The 16,841-nt window shown below is 69.2% G+C and carries 16 protein-coding genes and 1 pseudogene; 7 read left to right on the top strand and 10 right to left on the bottom strand.

Going from position 1 to position 16,841, the window contains the following annotated elements:
* Window positions 1-33 precede the first annotated feature (33 nt).
* Window positions 34-849, bottom strand: a pseudogene (locus tag FGL91_RS19375) (ABC transporter substrate-binding protein); the annotation flags it as partial.
* Between the two features lie 349 nt (window positions 850-1,198).
* On the opposite strand from FGL91_RS19375, the gene FGL91_RS06270 reads away from it, so the two are divergent.
* The 4 genes from FGL91_RS06270 to FGL91_RS06255 all read left to right on the top strand — a co-directional run bounded on the left by FGL91_RS06270 (window position 1,199) and on the right by FGL91_RS06255 (window position 3,507).
* A complete protein-coding gene (locus tag FGL91_RS06270; protein ID WP_153243385.1) occupies window positions 1,199-1,642 on the top strand; it encodes a hypothetical protein in 444 nt (147 codons plus the stop codon).
* A 157-nt stretch (window positions 1,643-1,799) separates the two neighbouring features.
* Complete coding sequence (locus FGL91_RS06265) at window positions 1,800-2,870, top strand: M4 family metallopeptidase (RefSeq protein ID WP_153243384.1); 1,071 nt, start codon at window positions 1,800-1,802, stop codon at window positions 2,868-2,870.
* The gene (locus tag FGL91_RS06260) at window positions 2,845-3,159 is read left to right on the top strand and encodes a protealysin inhibitor emfourin (RefSeq protein WP_153243383.1); all 315 of its coding nucleotides are present in this window, start codon (window positions 2,845-2,847) and stop codon (window positions 3,157-3,159) included. The genes FGL91_RS06265 and FGL91_RS06260 overlap by 26 nt, the downstream gene beginning before the upstream one ends.
* Before the next feature lie 96 nt (window positions 3,160-3,255).
* A complete protein-coding gene (locus FGL91_RS06255; protein ID WP_194239324.1) occupies window positions 3,256-3,507 on the top strand; it encodes a hypothetical protein in 252 nt (83 codons plus the stop codon).
* Here FGL91_RS06255 and FGL91_RS06250 read toward each other — a convergent pair.
* Complete coding sequence (locus FGL91_RS06250) at window positions 3,459-4,544, bottom strand: mechanosensitive ion channel family protein (RefSeq protein WP_153243382.1); 1,086 nt, start codon at window positions 4,542-4,544, stop codon at window positions 3,459-3,461. The two genes, FGL91_RS06255 and FGL91_RS06250, sit on opposite strands and share 49 nt — an antisense overlap.
* A 79-nt stretch (window positions 4,545-4,623) precedes the next feature.
* Between FGL91_RS06250 and FGL91_RS06245 the strand changes: the two genes are divergently transcribed.
* Window positions 4,624-5,376, top strand: coding sequence for a ribonuclease H family protein (locus tag FGL91_RS06245; RefSeq protein WP_153243381.1), 753 nt, complete (start codon window positions 4,624-4,626; stop codon window positions 5,374-5,376).
* 15 nt (window positions 5,377-5,391) lie between these two features.
* On the opposite strand, the gene FGL91_RS06240 is transcribed toward FGL91_RS06245, so the two are convergent.
* A complete protein-coding gene (locus FGL91_RS06240; RefSeq protein WP_153243380.1) occupies window positions 5,392-6,582 on the bottom strand; it encodes an FAD-dependent monooxygenase in 1,191 nt (396 codons plus the stop codon).
* A 37-nt stretch (window positions 6,583-6,619) separates the two neighbouring features.
* Here FGL91_RS06240 and FGL91_RS06235 point away from each other — a divergent pair, with 37 nt between their 5' ends.
* Both FGL91_RS06235 and FGL91_RS06230 read left to right on the top strand, forming a co-directional pair.
* Window positions 6,620-7,183 (top strand): TetR/AcrR family transcriptional regulator, encoded by a 564-nt coding sequence (locus FGL91_RS06235; RefSeq protein WP_194239323.1) that lies wholly within the window; start codon window positions 6,620-6,622, stop codon window positions 7,181-7,183.
* Between the two features lie 29 nt (window positions 7,184-7,212).
* Window positions 7,213-7,938, top strand: coding sequence for a Pr6Pr family membrane protein (locus tag FGL91_RS06230; protein WP_153243378.1), 726 nt, complete (start codon window positions 7,213-7,215; stop codon window positions 7,936-7,938).
* On the opposite strand, the gene FGL91_RS06225 is transcribed toward FGL91_RS06230, so the two are convergent.
* From FGL91_RS06225 to kdpB, 7 genes are all read right to left on the bottom strand, one after another.
* Complete coding sequence (locus tag FGL91_RS06225; RefSeq protein WP_153243377.1) at window positions 7,929-9,281, bottom strand: flavin monoamine oxidase family protein; 1,353 nt, start codon at window positions 9,279-9,281, stop codon at window positions 7,929-7,931. The genes FGL91_RS06230 and FGL91_RS06225 overlap by 10 nt on opposite strands.
* A 156-nt stretch (window positions 9,282-9,437) precedes the next feature.
* Window positions 9,438-10,415, bottom strand: a complete 978-nt coding sequence (locus tag FGL91_RS06220) for an SRPBCC family protein (protein ID WP_153243376.1) — start codon at window positions 10,413-10,415, stop codon at window positions 9,438-9,440.
* A gap of 1 nt (window position 10,416) precedes the next feature.
* Window positions 10,417-10,806, bottom strand: a complete 390-nt coding sequence (locus tag FGL91_RS06215) for an ArsR/SmtB family transcription factor (RefSeq protein ID WP_047522820.1) — start codon at window positions 10,804-10,806, stop codon at window positions 10,417-10,419.
* 40 nt (window positions 10,807-10,846) lie between these two features.
* Window positions 10,847-11,542, bottom strand: a complete 696-nt coding sequence (locus FGL91_RS06210) for a response regulator (RefSeq protein WP_047522818.1) — start codon at window positions 11,540-11,542, stop codon at window positions 10,847-10,849.
* Window positions 11,539-14,043 carry an ATP-binding protein gene (locus tag FGL91_RS06205; protein ID WP_153243375.1) on the bottom strand — a complete coding sequence of 835 codons (2,505 nt, stop codon included), beginning with the start codon at window positions 14,041-14,043 and terminating at the stop codon, window positions 11,539-11,541. Before FGL91_RS06205 ends, FGL91_RS06210 begins: the two co-directional genes overlap by 4 nt.
* A 2-nt stretch (window positions 14,044-14,045) precedes the next feature.
* Window positions 14,046-14,660 (bottom strand): potassium-transporting ATPase subunit KdpC, encoded by a 615-nt coding sequence (gene kdpC / locus FGL91_RS06200; RefSeq protein WP_153243374.1) that lies wholly within the window; start codon window positions 14,658-14,660, stop codon window positions 14,046-14,048.
* Window positions 14,661-14,683: 23 nt separating this feature from the next.
* On the bottom strand, window positions 14,684-16,840 hold the full coding sequence (gene kdpB / locus FGL91_RS06195; protein WP_047522812.1) for a potassium-transporting ATPase subunit KdpB: 2,157 nt from the start codon (window positions 16,838-16,840) through the stop codon (window positions 14,684-14,686).
* Between the last annotated feature and the right edge of the window lies 1 nt (window position 16,841).

Raw genomic sequence — 16,841 nt, 5'->3', positions numbered from 1 at the left:
CTCGGCGGAGAGGAACTCCGTCCAGAACGTGAACGCGGCGTCCTTCACCTTGGTCTTGCCGTTGATCGCGAGGAAACTGGTCGCGACACCGGTGGGCGCGGCCTCACCGTCGGGCGTCGGCCAGCGGACGATGTCGTAGCTGTCCTCTTCGCCCGTGGCCTTGACCGTGCCGATCGTGTAGCGGCCCTGCACGAAGAAACCGGCCTTGTGCGTGACGAAGATGCTGTCGGCTCCGGCGCCGTCGGGAAGCGTGTCGGCGACGACGAAGGTGCCGTCCTGGAAGAGGTCGCCGAGCTCCTGCACGGAAGCGACGGTGGCGTCGTCCTGGTTCGCGACGAACGCTCCCGCCTCGTCATATGGCGCGGGAAGGCCCTGGGACGACAGCCAGCTCCAGTGGGTGGCCCAGTAGTTCCAGTACATCGTCCCGGTGAGCCCCGCGTCGTGGAGCGTGGCGTTCATCTCGAGGAACTTGTCGGTCGTCCACTCGCCGTTCTCGGCCAGCGTCGCGGGATCCTCGGTGATCCCGGCGGCTTCCAGCGCCTGCTTGTCGTACCAGAAGACGTCGGGGTTGGAGTCGTTCGGGGCCGCGTAGACCTCGCCGTCCTCCTCCGCCGCGCCGAAGAGGCCGGGGAAGAAGTCGTCCTTCGTGGTCTTGCTCGCGTCCGATTCCATCAGGTCGCTGAGCGGCATCAGCCTGTCGGAATCGACGAACTGGCCGATCATGTCGTCACCGACGTAGAAGACATCGGGAGCCGTGTTGCTGGTGAGCTGTGCGAGCAGCTTGGAGTGGTAGTCACCGTAGCCGGCGACGGGCTGGAGCTTGACGGTGATGTCGGGGTGGCGCTTCATGAAGTCCTTGTTGAACTCCTCGTAGCGGGTCAGCTCGTCCGCCGTGCCCCAGGTGGACCAGATGACCGTCGCGTTGCCGTCGGCGTCGACGCCACCGCCTCCTCCGCCGCCGCTGCACGCGGCGAGCCCCAGGGCCAGAGCACCGGCGGCACCCAATGCCAGATACCGCGTCACGTTCGCACGTGCCATCTCGCTACCTCTTTCATCATTGGAAGATCGTGTCGGGAGCGCCTTTCCGGCGCACTCGTATTCTGTATACAGAACGCAATTCTGTCAAGGATCTCCCTCGGGTGACGGACATCGAGACCATCCCGTGACGTACTGGTCACCCGTGACGCAGACTGGGTGCATGACCGATCCCGACCCGCACCTGCTCGGCCCCGGCCTCCTGCCGACGCCGTTCACCGCCGAAGAGATCAGAGACGCCACTGGCAGGGGGAAGCGCATCCGCCTCCTCCTCGAAGGCCCGGACGGGCCGCTGGGCGAACACGTCAACCGCTTCCACCACACGGATGAGGAGGGCGCGACCCTCGATCGCTGGGCCGCGGCCGACCCGAAAGCCGTGGTCTCGAGCCGGGTGACCTGGACCGAGCTCCAGGGCCATGCGGCGTTCGACGCCGAGACGACGAGCATGTCGACCGTGCCGCTGTCCTCCCCCCTGGGCGAGCTCACCTGCCGTCGATACGACACCGCCGATGGGATCTTCTGGTTCTCGTCCGCGCACCCCGGGATGCCGGTGCAGTACGAGTCGGACGGCATCCGCACCACCGTGTTGAGCATCGAGCACGAGTGAGACGCATCCGGCGGGCGCGCACGTTGTGAAGGAGATCTCGCGTTCCGAAGGGGAGCCTGCGCGAACCCCTCCTTCACACCGTGAGATCTCCTTCACAATCCGTGCGGTTGCCCGGCCCGTTCCCGCAGACGTCGGACACCCGGCGTAGGGTCGATCCATGAGCAGCACACCATCGACACAGTGTCCTGGAGTCGTCCCGTCGTACCTGCTCGCACGCCTGGCCGAATCGGGGCGCTTCCCGAAGGCCGCGGCTGCGGCGCGGCAGACGCTGACGGCCGGACGACCGCCGTTCCGCGCCCGCATCGACCTGTCGATCGACGAGAACGGCGACCTGGTCGCCCAGCTGTCGGATGCTCCGAACCGCACCATCAGCGACGCCGGCAACACCCAGCGCCTCCCCGGCGCGGTGGTGCGCGGCGAAGACGACGCCCCCGTGGCCGACACCGCGGTGAACGAAGCCTTCGACGGCCTCGGAGCGACCTTCGAGATGCTGCTGTCCGCCTTCGGGCGCAATTCCCTCGATGACGCCGGAGCCCCGCTGGACGCCACCGTGCACTACGGCGTCGACTACGACAACGCGTTCTGGGACGGTGAGCGCATGGTGTTCGGTGACGGCGACGGCGAGGTGTTCCAGCACTTCACCGGCTCGCTCACGGTCATCGGCCACGAGCTCGCGCACGGCGTCGTGCAGCACACCGCGAACCTCGAATACCAGGGCCAGCCGGGCGCGCTGAACGAGTCGATCGCCGACGTCTTCGGTGCTCTGACCGAGCAGTATGCACTCGGGCAGACGGCCGACACCGCCACGTGGCTCATCGGTGCGGAGATCTTCACGGATGCCGTCGAGGGCGCGGCGCTGCGGTCGATGATCGCCCCGGGCACCGCCTACGACGACGACGAGCTCGGCAAGGATCCGCAGCCCGATCACATGAGCGGCTTCGTGCGCACCACCGAGGACAACGGCGGGGTGCACATCAACTCGGGCATCCCCAACCGCGCGTTCGCCCTGTTCGCGCTCGACCTCGGCGGCAAGGCCTGGGAGCGCGCGGGGACCGTCTGGTACCGGGCCCTCACCGGCGGCCTGTCGAGCACGGCGTCCTTCCTCGAGTTCGCCGATGCGACGGTCGCCGCGGCCACCACGATCGACGAGGCCACGGCCACGGCGGCTCGACGCGCGTGGACCGTCGTGGGAGTCTATGCAGATGAGCGAGCCTCCTCCCGCGACTGACGCACCGATCGTGATCGCCGTCGTCCGCACGGGCGGCATCGCCGGCATCCGTCGCCGGTGGCAGGTGGAAGCAGGACCCGACGACGCCGGCGAATGGATCGACCTGATCGACCGGTGCCCCTGGGAGCAGGAGGCACCGACCGACACGGGTGCCGACCGCTTCGTCTGGCGCATCCGCGCCCGGACTCCGGTCGAACGCCGCGAGCGTGAGCTGCCCGACTCCGCGCTCGACGGACCCTGGCGCGCGCTCGTCGAGGCGGTCCGGCAGGCGGCGGCCGCGAAGGGCTGACCCCCGGCGAACCAGTCCCGGCGCACCGGCCCCGGCGTCCGATCAATTCCGTGTGAATCCGGCCTCCGCGTCGAGGCGTGGGTTCACAATGGACCCATGGGAATGTTCCAGCAGAAGCCGGAAGAAGAACAGAGCCCCTGGGCACTGCCCTCCGAGCCCGTCAAGCGCTCCGAGGCCGAGGTGCTCGGCGAGGAACCCGCCGTCGACCCCCTCTCGCTCGGCCTCGGCTTCGGGGCGACGACCGAGGTCAGCTCGATCGTCTTCCCGATCGCGGAGCCGGCGGCGGAGACCGTGGGCGACTACGAGGCGGAGGAGCCCGTCGACGACGCGGACGCCGAGTCCGACTGAGGTCCGAACTCCACCCGGGTGCGCGGGAGGGCGTCCGGGTACTCCCGCTGCAACCAGCTCATCATCTTCTCCCGCACCTCGCAGCGGATCGTCCACTGGTCGTCGGAGTCCTTCGCCGACATCACCAACCGGACGGTGACGTACCCGCCCTGTGCATCCGTCACCAGTGCGCTCGACGAGCGCCCGTCCCAGGCGGGCGAGGCTTCGACGATGCGGGTGAACTCCGCGCGCAGTGCGTCCATCGGCACGCGCCAGTCCAGATCCAGGTAGACGGTGCCGAGGATCTTGTCCGACCTGCGCGTCCACGTCTCGATCGGCGTCGAGGTGAAGTAGCTGCACGGCACGACGAGGCGTCGCTCATCCCAGATGTAGACGACCACGTACGACAGGTTGATCTCGCCGACCCGTCCCCACTCGCCTTCGACCACGACGACGTCGCCCACGCGGATCGCGTCTGTGAAGGCCACCTGTATCCCGGCGATGAGGTTGCCGAGGATCGACTGCGCCGCGAGGCCGGCGATGATGCTCGCGATACCCGCCGACGCGAGGAGGCTCGTGCCCACGGCCCGCATCTCGGGGAAGGTGAACAGCACGGTACCCAGGGCCAGGACGGCGATCGACACCAGCACGAGCCGATGGATGACGAGCAACTGCGTGCGCCGACGTCGTGCCTCCGGACCGACCAGGACGGTCTCCTCGCGCTCGATGAGCCGTTCGAAACCGAAGGAGATCGCCGCGGCGAACAGCCAGGACCCGAACAGGATGGTGGAGATCAGGAACAGTCGCGAGACCGCCGGCCACCATCCCTGCTCGGCCGGCGCCGTGAGCGACATCGCGATCCACACCGCGACGACCAGCGCCGTGGCCGTCGTGGCGTTGCGCACCCTGCGCGCGAAATCACGCACCCACGGCAGACGGCGACTCACGAGCGCGGCCACCAGACGCAGCAGTACGAGAACGGCGACGGTGGCGAGGACCGCGATCGCGATCACCACGGCCGTGCCGACCAAGGATTCCCATTCGGTGCCGGAAGACATCCGTCCACCCTAGGCGGCGCGCACGGAGGACGCGAGTGCGCGGCGATCGCGCACCCGGTGACCGCATTACGGTGGAGGGATGACGATCACCGCCGCCGCAGACGGCTCCGCCCTGGGCAACCCCGGCCCCAACGGCTGGGCCTGGTACATCGACGACGCGAACTGGGCGGCGGGCGGCTCCCCGCACGGCACCAACAATCAGGGCGAGTTGCGGGCGGTGCTGGAGCTGCTGCGTGCGACGGCGGGCACCGACGAGAAGCTGCTGATCGAATGCGACAGCCGCTACGTGATCGACTCCGTGACCAAGTGGATGCCGGGGTGGAAGCGCAAGGGCTGGCGGAAGTCCGACGGCGGGCCCGTGCTCAACCGCGACCTGCTGGAGGGCATCGACGAGGCGATCCGTGGGCGTGACGTCGAGTTCTCCTGGGTCAAAGGCCACGCCGGACACCCTCTGAACGAGGCAGCCGACGAGCGTGCGAACGCGGCCGCGAAGGCATACCAGGCCGGGGAGGAGCCGCGTCGAGGTCCGGGCTTCACGCGGGCCACCGGTGCCGGTGCCGCCGTCGCCGCATCCGCTCCTGTGGCGGCCTCCGTTCCTGCGACGGGCTCCGCCCCGGTGGCCGCCGTGCCATCGACCACGCTCGCGGAGCCGTTGTGGGCCGAGACCTCGGACCTGCTCGACGGACTCGACGATCCGGGCTCCACGAACGCGCCCGAGGACGACCCGATCGAACTGCGCATCCCGCTCACCTCGGACGAGCACGCCCGATTGCGCGACCGCGCGGACGCGCAGGGCGTCTCCCTCGAAGAGGCTCTCCGTCGGCTGATCTGACGCGCACCACCGGGGTCACCGGAGGTATTCGGGGCGCGCTCCGATCCCGACGAAGCGCCCGGTGATCCGGGACAGGCGAGGGTGATCCCGCAGCATCCGCAACGGGAAGGGCAGAGGTGCGTCCGCGGCGCCCGACGCGAGGAGAGGACCCTGCAGTCGTCGCTGGATCGCCTGGGTCACGATCACCGGCCAGACGCGACGACGCTCGACCCGGCGGAGGTCGGCACGCTGCGGCACACGGGTACTCAGCACCGGCCCGAGGATGCGATCGGCGGCCACCGCGTCCTGGATGGCCAGGTTGATCCCCACGCCTCCCGCGGGAGACATGGCGTGCGCAGAGTCGCCGATGCACAGGAGCCCGTCGACGTGCCACCGACGCAGCCGCTCCAGGCGCACACGCAGAAGGTGCACGTCGGCCGGACGGAGGTGCGCGGCCGCGGCGCCGAGGCGAGGCGAGATGCGGCGCAGGCGCTCGTTCATCCGATGCAGGTCGTCTTCGGAGCCCGTCCAGGCACCTGCGGGGATCACGTGCGCGATCTGGAAGAAGTCCCCGCGGTCGATCGTGATGGCCATGCCCGCGCCGGCCTGGATGAACGGGTACACCTCGTCGCCGTCCTTCGGCAGCCTGAACCACAGGACATCCATCGACGCGGCCACCCCGACCGGTGAAAGCCCGGCAGCGGTACGGAGCTCGGAGTCACGTCCCGACGCATCGACGACGAGGTGTGCACGGATGTCGACCGGTCCGTCCGGCCCGGTTCCGGTGACCCCGACGATCCGCCCCTCCTCGCGCACGACGTCCTGGATGCGGGTCGAACGCAGCAGGCGGAACCCCGGGAACTCTTCCGCAGACGAGGCCAGCAGGTCGAGGAAGTCCCACTGCGGCATGAACGTCATCACCTTCCTCGCCGTCGGCAGGTGTGAGAAGTCGGCCAGGGTCAGTTCGGTGCCGTGCCAGCTGAGCGTGACCTCCGACATATCGGCGTGGGGGCGCGCGAGGAAGTCGTCGAGCAGTCCGAGCTCGCCCAACAGCTCCTGAGTGGAGGGGTGGATCGTGTCGCCCCGGAAGTCGCGGAGGAAGTCGGCATGCTTCTCGATCACGGTGACCCGGAGCCCGCGACGCGCGAGCAGCAGTCCGAGCATGAGCCCGGCGGGCCCACCTCCGACGATGACGGTGTCGGTATCGGTGTCGCTTCTCGTGTCCATGCAGACAGCGTCCCGCTCCGCGTGCGACGATGCGAGAATGGTCAATAAATCGCCGGGCCGTCCGCGCGGATCGTCGACGGCACGGGCTCGGCTGCTCGAGGCAGCGCAGAAGCACGTTGTTCGAGGTGATCTGGCGGCCATCTCGTCCCGTCGACTGGCCGCGGAAGTCGGCGTCAGCCACACCCTGGTCAATTATCATTTCGGATCGCGGGACGACCTCGTCGCCGCGGCGATCGCCCTGCGCGCAGCACCGCATGATGTGATCGCGCTCGCCCGCGGACGAGACGGTCACGGCCCCGTCGACCTCTCGCGCCTGGCGCACGGCATCCTCGCGGTCTGGGAGCATCCGGAGCACGGGGTGCAGCTCGTCGGTCTCGCACGGCGTCTCGCCGCCGCGGATGACTCCGCCGCGTCGATCAGCGGCTACATCCAGGTGGCGGTGTTCGAACCCCTCGTGGCCGACTTCGGGCGCGAGCACGCACGGCGGATGGCCGTGGCGATCGTCGGCTTCCTGTTCGGACGGTACGTGCTGGAGCTGCCGATGTTCGCCACGCTCCCGCGCGAGGAGGCAGGACGGCTCCTCCTCTCGATGATCCGGTGAGCCGGTCCGTAGACTCAGCGGATGAAGGAATGGCGGGTGACGCAGCGGTGAAGGCGCGTACCGTCTTCGGGCTGCTCCGCCTCAGTGCCGCCGCCATCTGCCTCGTGGCGCTCATCCACCGGCTGAGCTGGGGGTTGGCGTCGAACACCGTCGCGAGCCAGAACTTCTTCGCGTACCTGACCAACCAGTCGAACATCGCGTTCGTGGTGCTGCTCACCGTCGCCGGCATCCTCGCGTTGCGCCGTGCGAAGGACCCCCGGTGGCTCACGGTCGCTCTCGCCCTCGTGCTGACCTGGACGATCACGGCGGGGCTGGTGTTCGCGATCCTCGTGTGGCAGGCGGGCATCCGCGGGATCCGCATCGATGTGCCGTGGTCCGATCAGGTGCTGCACTTCTGGCTGCCGGCGGTGACCGTGGCGGCCTGGGCGCTGGCTCCCGGACACCGGACCGTGCCGTGGCGGGTGATCCCGGTGTCACTCGCCTATCCGGTCGTGTGGGGCGTCGCGACGTTGATCCGCGGACCGATGATCGGGTGGTATCCGTATTACTTCCTCGACCCGCGACAGGTGAGCGGACCGGCCGAGTTCGTGATCTCCTCGGCGATCGCGCTGGGTTCGTTCGCGGCCGTCGCCACCGTGCTCGTGCTGATCAGCCGGATGCCTCTGCCCCACCGGCTGCGCGAGGGTGGGGAGGACGCCTCCGCCGAGCCGCAGCCCGAGCCGGAGCCCGCCGGGGAGAAGGTCGCTCAGGTGTAGAGCGCGAGCGAGGCGAGAGCCGCGTCGAGGGCGGCGTCTTCGTCGAGCTCCGCGAACTCCACGGCGGCCGGGCCTCCGACGATCCCGACGAGCACGTTCTCGCCGGTCGCCGCACGCAGATTGATCCAGGTCGGGATCGCGACGTCAGCGCCCACGGCGTGCCAGATCGCCTCGTCGTTGTCCCAGAAGGGCTCGTCCCATCGCAGCCACACGGTCTCGATCGCCCCCATGCCGAGGGCGGAGACCGCGCCTCGGTTGGAGAACGGCAGCGGGGGATCGAACTCGATGCTGCGGTCCTGCAGCACCCCGAGCGGCACCGTCACGAGCACCCGGTCGAAGGACAGCGCCTCCCCCGTTCCGAGGCGCACGCTCACGCCCGTGTCGTCGTAGGCGAGGCGGGCGACCGGGGAGTTGAGCCCCACCCGCACGCCGTCGAGCGCCTGTTCGACGAACGGGGTGAGGTCGTCGCGCGCCGCGGTCAGATCCCCGGTGGGCAGCGGCGGGGCGAACCAGCTGGAGAGCTCATCGGCACCGGCACCACTGCGCGAGGCGAGGAGCGCGAGGAGAGCGGCGGTGCCAGGATCGGCGGGGTCGATGCCCGCCGCGGTCAGGGCATCGGCCACCGACGAGTCCTCCGGAGCAGCTTGCGACGCCACCATGGCGGCCTCGAACGGCTCGGGGTCGACCGGGTCGATGTCGCCGTCGGGGGTGCGCCAGAGATCACCGGCCAGATCGACGATGCCGACCTCCCCGCCGCTCAGCCGGTCGAGCACCTCGGCATCGTCCGCGCCGAACAGCCAGGCACCGAGCTGCACGGGCACCGGCCAGGAGTCGTCGACGCGGGAGGACACCCGTCCACCGACGCGGTCCCTCGCCTCGAAGACCGTCACCTGCATCCCGCCGCCCGCGAGCAGGGCGGCCGCGGTCGCACCGGCGAGGCCCGCACCGACCACGGCGACGCGTTCCCCCGATGTCGCCGGGATCAGGAGCTCCTCTGCGGCGCGCGCGCCCGAGGCGATGGCACCGCGTACCGTTCCGGGGGCGTCTTCGTCGGTCGCCTCGCCTGCGAAGAACAGCCGATCGTCGACGGGCTTCGCCAGCGCGAGACGGGTGCCGGCGAGGACGCCGACGGGCGTGAAGCTGGCGGCGCCGAGGGAGAACGGGTCACTCGTCCAGGTGCTGCGGATGCTGCCGGCCGGCGCGGGGACACCGGGCGGCGGCTCGGGCTCGCGCGTCCGGGTGGGCGTGGGGGTCGGCGCGGGTTCCGGGGTGCAGGATGCGAGAAGCACCGAGGCGACGCCGGCTCCGGCGCCGAGGAGCAGAGTGCGGCGCGTGATCCTCATCGTGTCGCCACTTTATCCCGCGCGGGTGGGTTCTGTCCGTCCGGCGGGACCACGCAGACGTGGTGAGTGTTCACAACTCCGCAGAAACACGGGGCAGCAGACGCAGAACTGGCCGGACTCACGCGAGGCCGACCAGTTCTGAGGAGTTGTGAACGCTCAGACGGCGAGCAGCTCGCGCTCCAGGCGGGCGAACGACTGCTCCATGCCGTCGGCCATGCCGGTGGCGAGGATCATGTCGCGCGTCTCCTTGTCCGGGTACTCGATGAGGAGCGTGACGAGGGTCGCGCCGTCCTCCTCGTACAGGTTCAGGTCGTTGAGGGTTTCGGTCGGCATGCCCTGCATCCGCTCGGTGCTGACGGCGCGACGCGGGGCGTCGATCAGCAGCGCCTCGCCCTCGAAGCCGAACGGCTGCCCCTCGGTGTCGCCCACCGGTGCCCAGGAGTTCCGGTACGACTGGCCCACCTCGGTGGCGGCGACGCACTCCGTCATCTCCCAGCCGTCGGGGCCGAGCATCCACTGGCGGATGAGCTCGGGCTCGAAGTGCGCGCGCCAGACCAGCTCGCGCGGCCCCTCGACGAGGCGGGTGATGCGCACGTGCGTGTCGTCGAGCAGCTCCACACGGGTGCCCTTGCCCTGCGCGTAGGCGCGGAGGTCCTGCAGAACGGCGTCGAGCTGCGCCATCGCCATCTTGATGCCCTCGACCTGGCCCATCTCGACGACCTGCTCGAGCGCATCGACCGAGTCGAAGTGACTCGTCGTGACCATGCGCGTGCCTTCGGCGGTGGACTCGAAGGCGAACGACATGCGCTGCGCCGGGAAGCCGTCGAGCGGTGTGCCGTCTTCATCGACGAAGGAGTCGATGACCTCGAAGCCGTGAGGCTCGTCGATCGACACGAACTCCCACGATCCGGAAGACTTCTCGCCGCGCGGGCCGTTCATCGAGTAGACGGCGCGGCCGCCGACGGTGTGGTCCCAGGCGGTGAACGTGGCCGGCCACCCGGGAGGGCCCCAGAACCGCTCGAGCTGACGCGGGTCGGAGTATGCGCTCCACACCCGCTCGATGGGGGCGGCGAAGTCGGCGACGACGGTCATCGTCAGGTTCTCGGTGTCGGTGGTGACATCGGTGACGGGCATTTCAGTCTCCTTGTTGCGGGTTCGTGGTGCCGGTGGTGTCGGCGGGGCCTGACCGAGGCGTCTCGGCCAGCAGGTCGTCGAGTCGGGCGATGCGCGATCGCCACAGCTCTTCGTATCGGGCGAGGAGCGCCCTGGCGCGGGCGATCATCTCAGGGTTCGCGCGGACGAGCCGCTCGCGTCCCTCGGCGCGCTTGACGATGAGGTTCGCGGCCTCGAGCACGGCGACGTGCTTCTGCACCGCGGCGAACGACATCTCGTATTCGGTGGCGAGGGTCGAGACGGACTGCTCCCGCTCGATCGTCCGGCGCAGGATGTCGCGCCGGGTCGACGTCGCCAGTGCGTGGAACACACGGTCGACCTCCGCTTCGCTCAACTCCGTTTGTACAACCATTTGGTTGTACGTTAGACCTGCGCGAAGACCCTGTCAAGGGTCAGTCGACCGTCAGGCCCAGCAGGCGGTACCCCATCCCGGGCTCGGTGATGATGTGCACCGGCTCCGACGGCGTGTCCTCGAGCTTCTTGCGGAGCTGCGACACGTACAGACGCAGGTACCCGGTGTCCTCGATGTGCTCGTTGCCCCAGATGGCCGTGAGGAGTGTCTGCCGGGTGACGAGCTTGCCGGCGTTGCGGATGAGGATGTCGATCATCTGCCACTCCGTCGGGGTGAGCCGGATCTGCCGGTTGCCGTCGGACGACTCGCGGGAGACGCTGCGTGCGGCGAGATCGATGGTGATGTCGCCGAGCCGGACGAGGGGAAGTGCTTCTTCCTGGGGCACCCGGCGGGTCAGGGCTCTGATCCGGGCGAGGAGCTCCTCGACGGCGAAAGGCTTGGTGATGTAGTCGTCGGCGCCGGCGTCGAGCGCCTCGACCTTGTCGGAGGCACCCGCCCGCCCCGAGACGACGAGGATCGGCGCCGCGGACCACCCGCGAATTCCGTGGATCACCTCGATCCCGTCGAGCTTCGGCATACCCAGATCGAGGAGGAACAGGTCTGCGTGGTGGTCGATGGCCGCGGCGATGGCCGCAGCACCATCCGATGCCGTGACCACGTCGTATCCCTTGGCCGTGAGGGTGATGCGGAGCGCGCGCAGGATCTGCGGGTCGTCGTCTGCGATGAGGATCTTCATTCGGTCTCCTCCGATGTGCCGGGTGCGGGCATGGTGGCGGGCAGCGCGATGACCATGGTCAGTCCGCCGCCGGGGGTGTCCTCCGGGGTCAGCGTCCCGTGCATGGCTTCGACGAAGCCGCGGGAGAGCGCGAGGCCGAGCCCGAGACCGGACGAGTTGTCGGTGTCACCGAGGCGCTGGAACGGGACGAAGATGTCGTCGCGCTTCTCGGCCGGGACACCGGGCCCGCGGTCGATGATGCGGATCTCGAGGTGATCACCGAAGGTGCTGGTGCTGACGTGCACGGGCACGTCCGGAGGGGAATACCGGTGGGCGTTGGTGAGCAGGTTGACGACCACACGCTGCAGCAGCACCGGATCCGCCTGCGCCACCGCGTCCCCGTGATGGAGCGCGAGCGTGACGTCCGTGGGACCGAGCTGGAGTTCGTCGAGAGCGGGGGCGATCACCTCGGCCGGATCGGTCGGGATGTCGGCGATCGCGAGCACCCCGGTCTGGAGGCGGCTGACATCGAGCAGATCCGTCACCAGCGTCGCGAGCGCGGTGAGGCTCTCGTCCGCGGTGTCGAGCAGCTCCTGCTTGTCGCGCCGGTCCAGATCGGGTCCCGCAGCGCGCAAGCCGCCGACGGCGGCGGCAGCAGCGGCGAGCGGGCGACGCAGGTCATGGCTCAGCGCCGAGAGCAGTGCTCCGCGCACACGGTCGGAAGCCGCGATCGGCTCGATCTCCTTCGCGGTTCTCTCGAGGCGCTGGTGCTCGAGCGCCGCGGCGAGCTGAGCGGTCATGACCGTCAGCAGTCGACGCTCGGACGCTGCCACATCGCCCCCGTGGAGTTCGAGCACAGCGTGGTCACCGATGCGGATGTCGGTGTGGCGGTTGTCCGCCAGGGGTTCCCCGGCGCGCGCGATGACCTCGTCGCCACGCATCAGACGGACTCCCGCGAGGTGGAACGCCTCCCGCGTGCGGTCGATGAGCGCCTGTATCGCGTTCTCGCCGCGGAGCACGCTGCCGGCGATCGTCTGGATCAGCTCGGACTCTGCGGCAGACCGGCGCGCTGCGCGCGTGTATCGGGCGGCGCGATCGACGATGAAGCTGACCATGCTCGCGATGATGACGTACAGGACGAGCGCCAGCAGGTGGTGCGGCTCGTGGATGTGGATCGTGTAGAGAGGCTCGACGAAGAGGAAGTCCAGGGTGAGGCCGGACAGAACGGCGGCGAACAGCGCCGGCCAGATACCGCCGACCAGCGCGACGATCACGACGAGGAGCTGGTAGCTCAGCACATCGGTCGTGATCGATTCGGGGCTGCGGAAGAAGCTGAGGAAGAACGTCAGCAGCGGGCCGCCGAGGAGCGCAACGAGGAAGCCGAGTACGCGGCGCTTGCGGGTCAGCGCCCCGGTGAGCGGCGGCAGCGCGAAGCGACGACCTGCGGCGGAGTGATTGACCATGTGCACGTCGATGTCACCGGACTCGCGCACGACGGTCGCGCCGATGCCCGGGCCGGTGAACGCCGCCGTGAAGCGTCCGCGCCGACTGGCACCGAGCACGAGTTGGGTGGCGTTGACGGATCGTGCGAACTCGACCAGGGCGGTCGGGATGTCCTCGCCGACGACCTGATGGTAGGTGCCGTTGAGCTTCTCGACGAGGGCGCGCTGCTCCGTCAGCACGACCGGGTTCGCCGCGCGCAGGCCGTCCTGGCTGGTGATGTGCACGGCCATCAGCTCCCCGCCCGCCGACCGCGCCGCGATCCGGGACCCGCGCCGCAGAAGGGTCTCCCCCTCCGCTCCTCCGGTGAGGGCGACGACGACGCGCTCCCGCGCCTCCCAGGTGCTGTCGATGCCGTGCTCAGCGCGATACCCCTTGAGCGCCTGGTCGACCTCATCGGCCAGCCAGATGAGGGCGAGCTCGCGAAGCGCGGTGAGGTTGCCCAGGCGGAAGTAGTTCGACAGCGCGGCGTCGATGCGTTCGGCCGGGTAGACGAATCCGCCGGAGAGACGGTCGCGAAGCGCCTGCGGGGCGAGGTCGATGACCTCTATCTGATCGGCGCTGCGCAGCACGTTGTCGGGTACGGTTTCGCGTTGCGGCACGCCGGTGATCTGTTCGACGACGTCGTTGAGGGATTCGATGTGCTGGATGTTGAGCGTGGAGATCACGTCGATCCCCGCGGCGAGGAGTTCCTCGACGTCCTCCCAGCGCTTCTCGTTGCGGGAGCCGGGTGCGTTGGTGTGGGCGAGCTCATCGACGAGCGCGACGGAGGGCGCTCGGGTCAAGAGCGCAGCGAGATCCATCTCCTCGAGTTCGACGCCACGGTGACCCACGTTCATCCGAGGGATCGCCGGGAGCCCGTCGGTCATGGTCGCGGTGGCCACACGGCCGTGCGTCTCGACGATGCCGATGACGACGTCCTTGCCCTCAGCGAGGAGTCGGCGCCCCTCTTCGAGCATGGTGTAGGTCTTGCCGACGCCGGGGGCGGCGCCGAGCAGCACACGAAGCCGCCCCCGAGTCATGCTCAGCCCGCCGACTCGTCGAGTGCGAGGTTGAGCTCGGCGACGTTGACGACCGACTCCCCGAGGTACCCGAGGTTGGGAGCGCTCGTGGCGGCCTCCACCGCCGCGGCGACCTCGTCCTCCGACATCCCGCGCGCATCGGCGACACGGGCGATCTGGATCTGCGCGTAGGCCGGGCTGATGTGCGGGTCGAGGCCGGAACTCGACGAGGTCACCGCGTCTGCGGGTACCGCGGACTCGTCGACCCCGTTGAACTCGGCGATCTGCGCCTTGCGTTCTGCGATCGCCGCGACGAGGTCCTCGTTCTCCGGCCCCTGGTTGGTGCCGGACGACGCCGTGCCGTCATAGCCGTCACCGGCCGCCGACGGCCTGCTCTGGAAGTACTCCGGAAGCGGGTTACCCTCCTCGTCGGTGAACGACTGACCGAGGAGCGAGGATCCGACGACGTCCCCGCCCTTCGAGACGAGGGCTGAGCCATTCGCCTGTGCGGGGAATGCGAGCTGCCCGATGCCGGTGATGAGCAGGGTGTAGCCGATGCCGAGGACCACGGTGAACATGAGCATCGCGCGAACCGCGACCCAGAGGGTGCGGCCGCCGCTGCGTGTTCCAGCGTTCATGAGTGTGCGATCTCCTTGTCAGATCAGAAGCCGGGGATCAGGCGCACGAGCAGGTCGATGAGCCAGATGCCGATGAAGGGTGTGATGATGCCGCCGAGTCCGTATACGGCGAGGTTGCGTCCGAGGATCTTCGAGGCGTTGAGGGGGCGGTACTTCACTCCTCGCAGGGCGAGCGGCACGAGGAAGACGATCACGATGGCGTTGAAGATCACCGCGGACAGCACCGCCGATGCCGGAGAGTGCAACCCCATGACGTTCAGCACCGCGAGCTGCGGGAAGACGCCCATGAAGATGGCCGGGATGATGGCGAAGTACTTCGCGATGTCGTTCGCGATCGAGAACGTGGTCAGTGCGCCGCGCGTGATGAGCAGCTGCTTCCCGATCGCGACGATGTCGATGAGCTTCGTCGGGTCGGAATCGAGGTCGACCATGTTGCCGGCTTCCTTCGCGGCCGACGTTCCGGTGTTCATCGCCACACCCACGTCCGCCTGCGCGAGCGCGGGCGCATCGTTGGTGCCGTCGCCGGTCATCGCCACCAGGTTGCCGCCGTCCTGCTCCTTGCGGATGTACGCCAGCTTCTGCTCAGGCGTCGCCTCGGCGAGGAAGTCGTCGACTCCCGCCTCCGTGGCGATCGCCGCGGCCGTCAGCGGATTGTCACCGGTGACCATGACGGTGCGGATGCCCATCGCGCGGAGTTCGGCGAACCGCTCGGTCAGCCCCTCCTTGACGATGTCCTTCAGGTGGATGACGCCGAGCACCCGGCGACGACCGTCGGCCGCCTTCACGGCGACGACCAGAGGCGTCCCGCCGGACTGCGAGATGTGCTGGACGTGCTCGTCCAGCTCGGCGAGTTCGCTGCTCGGCAGACGCGCGCCGTCTTCCTCCAGCCACGCGGTGATGGCGCTGCCCGCGCCCTTGCGGATCTGCGTCCCGTCGTCGAGGTCCAGTCCCGACATGCGGGTCTGAGCCGTGAACGGGACGATCTCACCGCCGGCATCCGCCTCGACGTCGACGCCTTCGGCACGTGCCAGGTCGACGATCGACTTGCCCTCGGGCGTCGGGTCGGCGAGCGACGACTTCGCGGCCGCCTCGATGAGCTCTCGCTCCTGGACGCCGTCGATGCGGACGAACGCGCTCGCACGGCGGTTTCCGTACGTGATCGTGCCCGTCTTGTCGAGCAGCAGTGTCGTGACGTCGCCCGCGGCCTCGACCGCGCGACCGGACATCGCGAGGACGTTGCGCTGCACCAGGCGATCCATGCCGGCGATGCCGATGGCGGACAGGAGGGCACCGATCGTGGTCGGGATGAGGCAGACGAGCAGCGCGATGAGAACGGTGATGCTCGCGGGGCTCGCCGGGTAGGAGGCGATCGGGTTCAGTGTGAGTGCGACGACCACGAACACGATCGACAACGACGCGAGAAGGATGTTCAACGCGATCTCGTTGGGGGTGCGCTGGCGCGCGGCCCCCTCGACGAGAGCGATCATCCGATCGACGAACGTCTCCCCCGGTTTCGAGGTGATGCGCACGACGATGCGATCCGAGAGCACGCGCGTGCCGCCGGTGACCGCTGACCGATCTCCCCCGGATTCGCGCACGACGGGGGCGGACTCGCCGGTGATCGCGGACTCGTCGACGCTCGCGATACCCCACACGATGTCACCGTCGCCGGGGATCAGCTCACCGGCGGACACGACGACCGTGTCCCCCAGGCGGAGATCCGCGGAGGAGACGTCGGAGATGCGCGCGGCCTCCGCAGAACCGTCGTTCGCCGGGTCATAGTCGTCGACGCGATGTGCGGTGGTGCTGGTACGGGTCTTGCGCAGCGTGTCGGCCTGCGCCTTGCCGCGTCCTTCGGCGATCGACTCGGCCAGATTGGCGAAGACGACCGTGAGCCACAGCCACACCGCGATGATCCAGGTGAACGACCACGGGACGCTGCTGCCACCCGACGTCGCGGGGCCGCCCAGGAAGGGCTCGGCGACGGCGAGCAGCGTGGTGAGGGCGGCGCCGACCCACACGATGAACATGACGGGATTGCGCCACTGGGCGCGCGGGTCGACCTTGCGCAGCGCGCCCGGGAGGGCGGCTCGCACCTGCGCCCAGGTGAGCGTCTTGCGCGGTGCGGGTGGGGTCGCCTCGGATGTCTCGGGCGACGGGGTGTGCGTGATGGTGGACATG

Source organism: Microbacterium sp. CBA3102 (assembly GCF_007954505.1).
GTDB lineage: Bacteria > Actinomycetota > Actinomycetes > Actinomycetales > Microbacteriaceae > Microbacterium > Microbacterium aurugineum.
The sequence above is the reverse complement of the archived record's forward strand: the minus strand, read 5'-3'. Positions and strand labels throughout refer to the sequence as shown.

What these genes read in the sequence shown, in the direction of transcription:
- kdpB (WP_047522812.1), bottom strand. Translation starts at nt 16,840, where the DNA reads ATGTCCACCATCACGCACACCCCGTCGCCCGAGACATCCGAGGCGACC.
- FGL91_RS06265 (WP_153243384.1), top strand. Translation starts at nt 1,800, where the DNA reads ATGAGCAGCACACCATCGACACAGTGTCCTGGAGTCGTCCCGTCGTAC.
- FGL91_RS06270 (WP_153243385.1), top strand. Translation starts at nt 1,199, where the DNA reads ATGACCGATCCCGACCCGCACCTGCTCGGCCCCGGCCTCCTGCCGACG.
- FGL91_RS06210 (WP_047522818.1), bottom strand. Translation starts at nt 11,542, where the DNA reads ATGAAGATCCTCATCGCAGACGACGACCCGCAGATCCTGCGCGCGCTC.
- FGL91_RS06220 (WP_153243376.1), bottom strand. Translation starts at nt 10,415, where the DNA reads ATGCCCGTCACCGATGTCACCACCGACACCGAGAACCTGACGATGACC.
- FGL91_RS06230 (WP_153243378.1), top strand. Translation starts at nt 7,213, where the DNA reads ATGGCGGGTGACGCAGCGGTGAAGGCGCGTACCGTCTTCGGGCTGCTC.
- kdpC (WP_153243374.1), bottom strand. Translation starts at nt 14,660, where the DNA reads ATGAACGCTGGAACACGCAGCGGCGGCCGCACCCTCTGGGTCGCGGTT.
- FGL91_RS06260 (WP_153243383.1), top strand. Translation starts at nt 2,845, where the DNA reads ATGAGCGAGCCTCCTCCCGCGACTGACGCACCGATCGTGATCGCCGTC.
- FGL91_RS06240 (WP_153243380.1), bottom strand. Translation starts at nt 6,582, where the DNA reads ATGGACACGAGAAGCGACACCGATACCGACACCGTCATCGTCGGAGGT.
- FGL91_RS06245 (WP_153243381.1), top strand. Translation starts at nt 4,624, where the DNA reads ATGACGATCACCGCCGCCGCAGACGGCTCCGCCCTGGGCAACCCCGGC.
- FGL91_RS06215 (WP_047522820.1), bottom strand. Translation starts at nt 10,806, where the DNA reads ATGGTTGTACAAACGGAGTTGAGCGAAGCGGAGGTCGACCGTGTGTTC.
- FGL91_RS06235 (WP_194239323.1), top strand. Translation starts at nt 6,620, where the DNA reads ATGGTCAATAAATCGCCGGGCCGTCCGCGCGGATCGTCGACGGCACGG.
- FGL91_RS06205 (WP_153243375.1), bottom strand. Translation starts at nt 14,043, where the DNA reads ATGACTCGGGGGCGGCTTCGTGTGCTGCTCGGCGCCGCCCCCGGCGTC.
- FGL91_RS06225 (WP_153243377.1), bottom strand. Translation starts at nt 9,281, where the DNA reads ATGAGGATCACGCGCCGCACTCTGCTCCTCGGCGCCGGAGCCGGCGTC.
- FGL91_RS06250 (WP_153243382.1), bottom strand. Translation starts at nt 4,544, where the DNA reads ATGTCTTCCGGCACCGAATGGGAATCCTTGGTCGGCACGGCCGTGGTG.
- FGL91_RS06255 (WP_194239324.1), top strand. Translation starts at nt 3,256, where the DNA reads ATGGGAATGTTCCAGCAGAAGCCGGAAGAAGAACAGAGCCCCTGGGCA.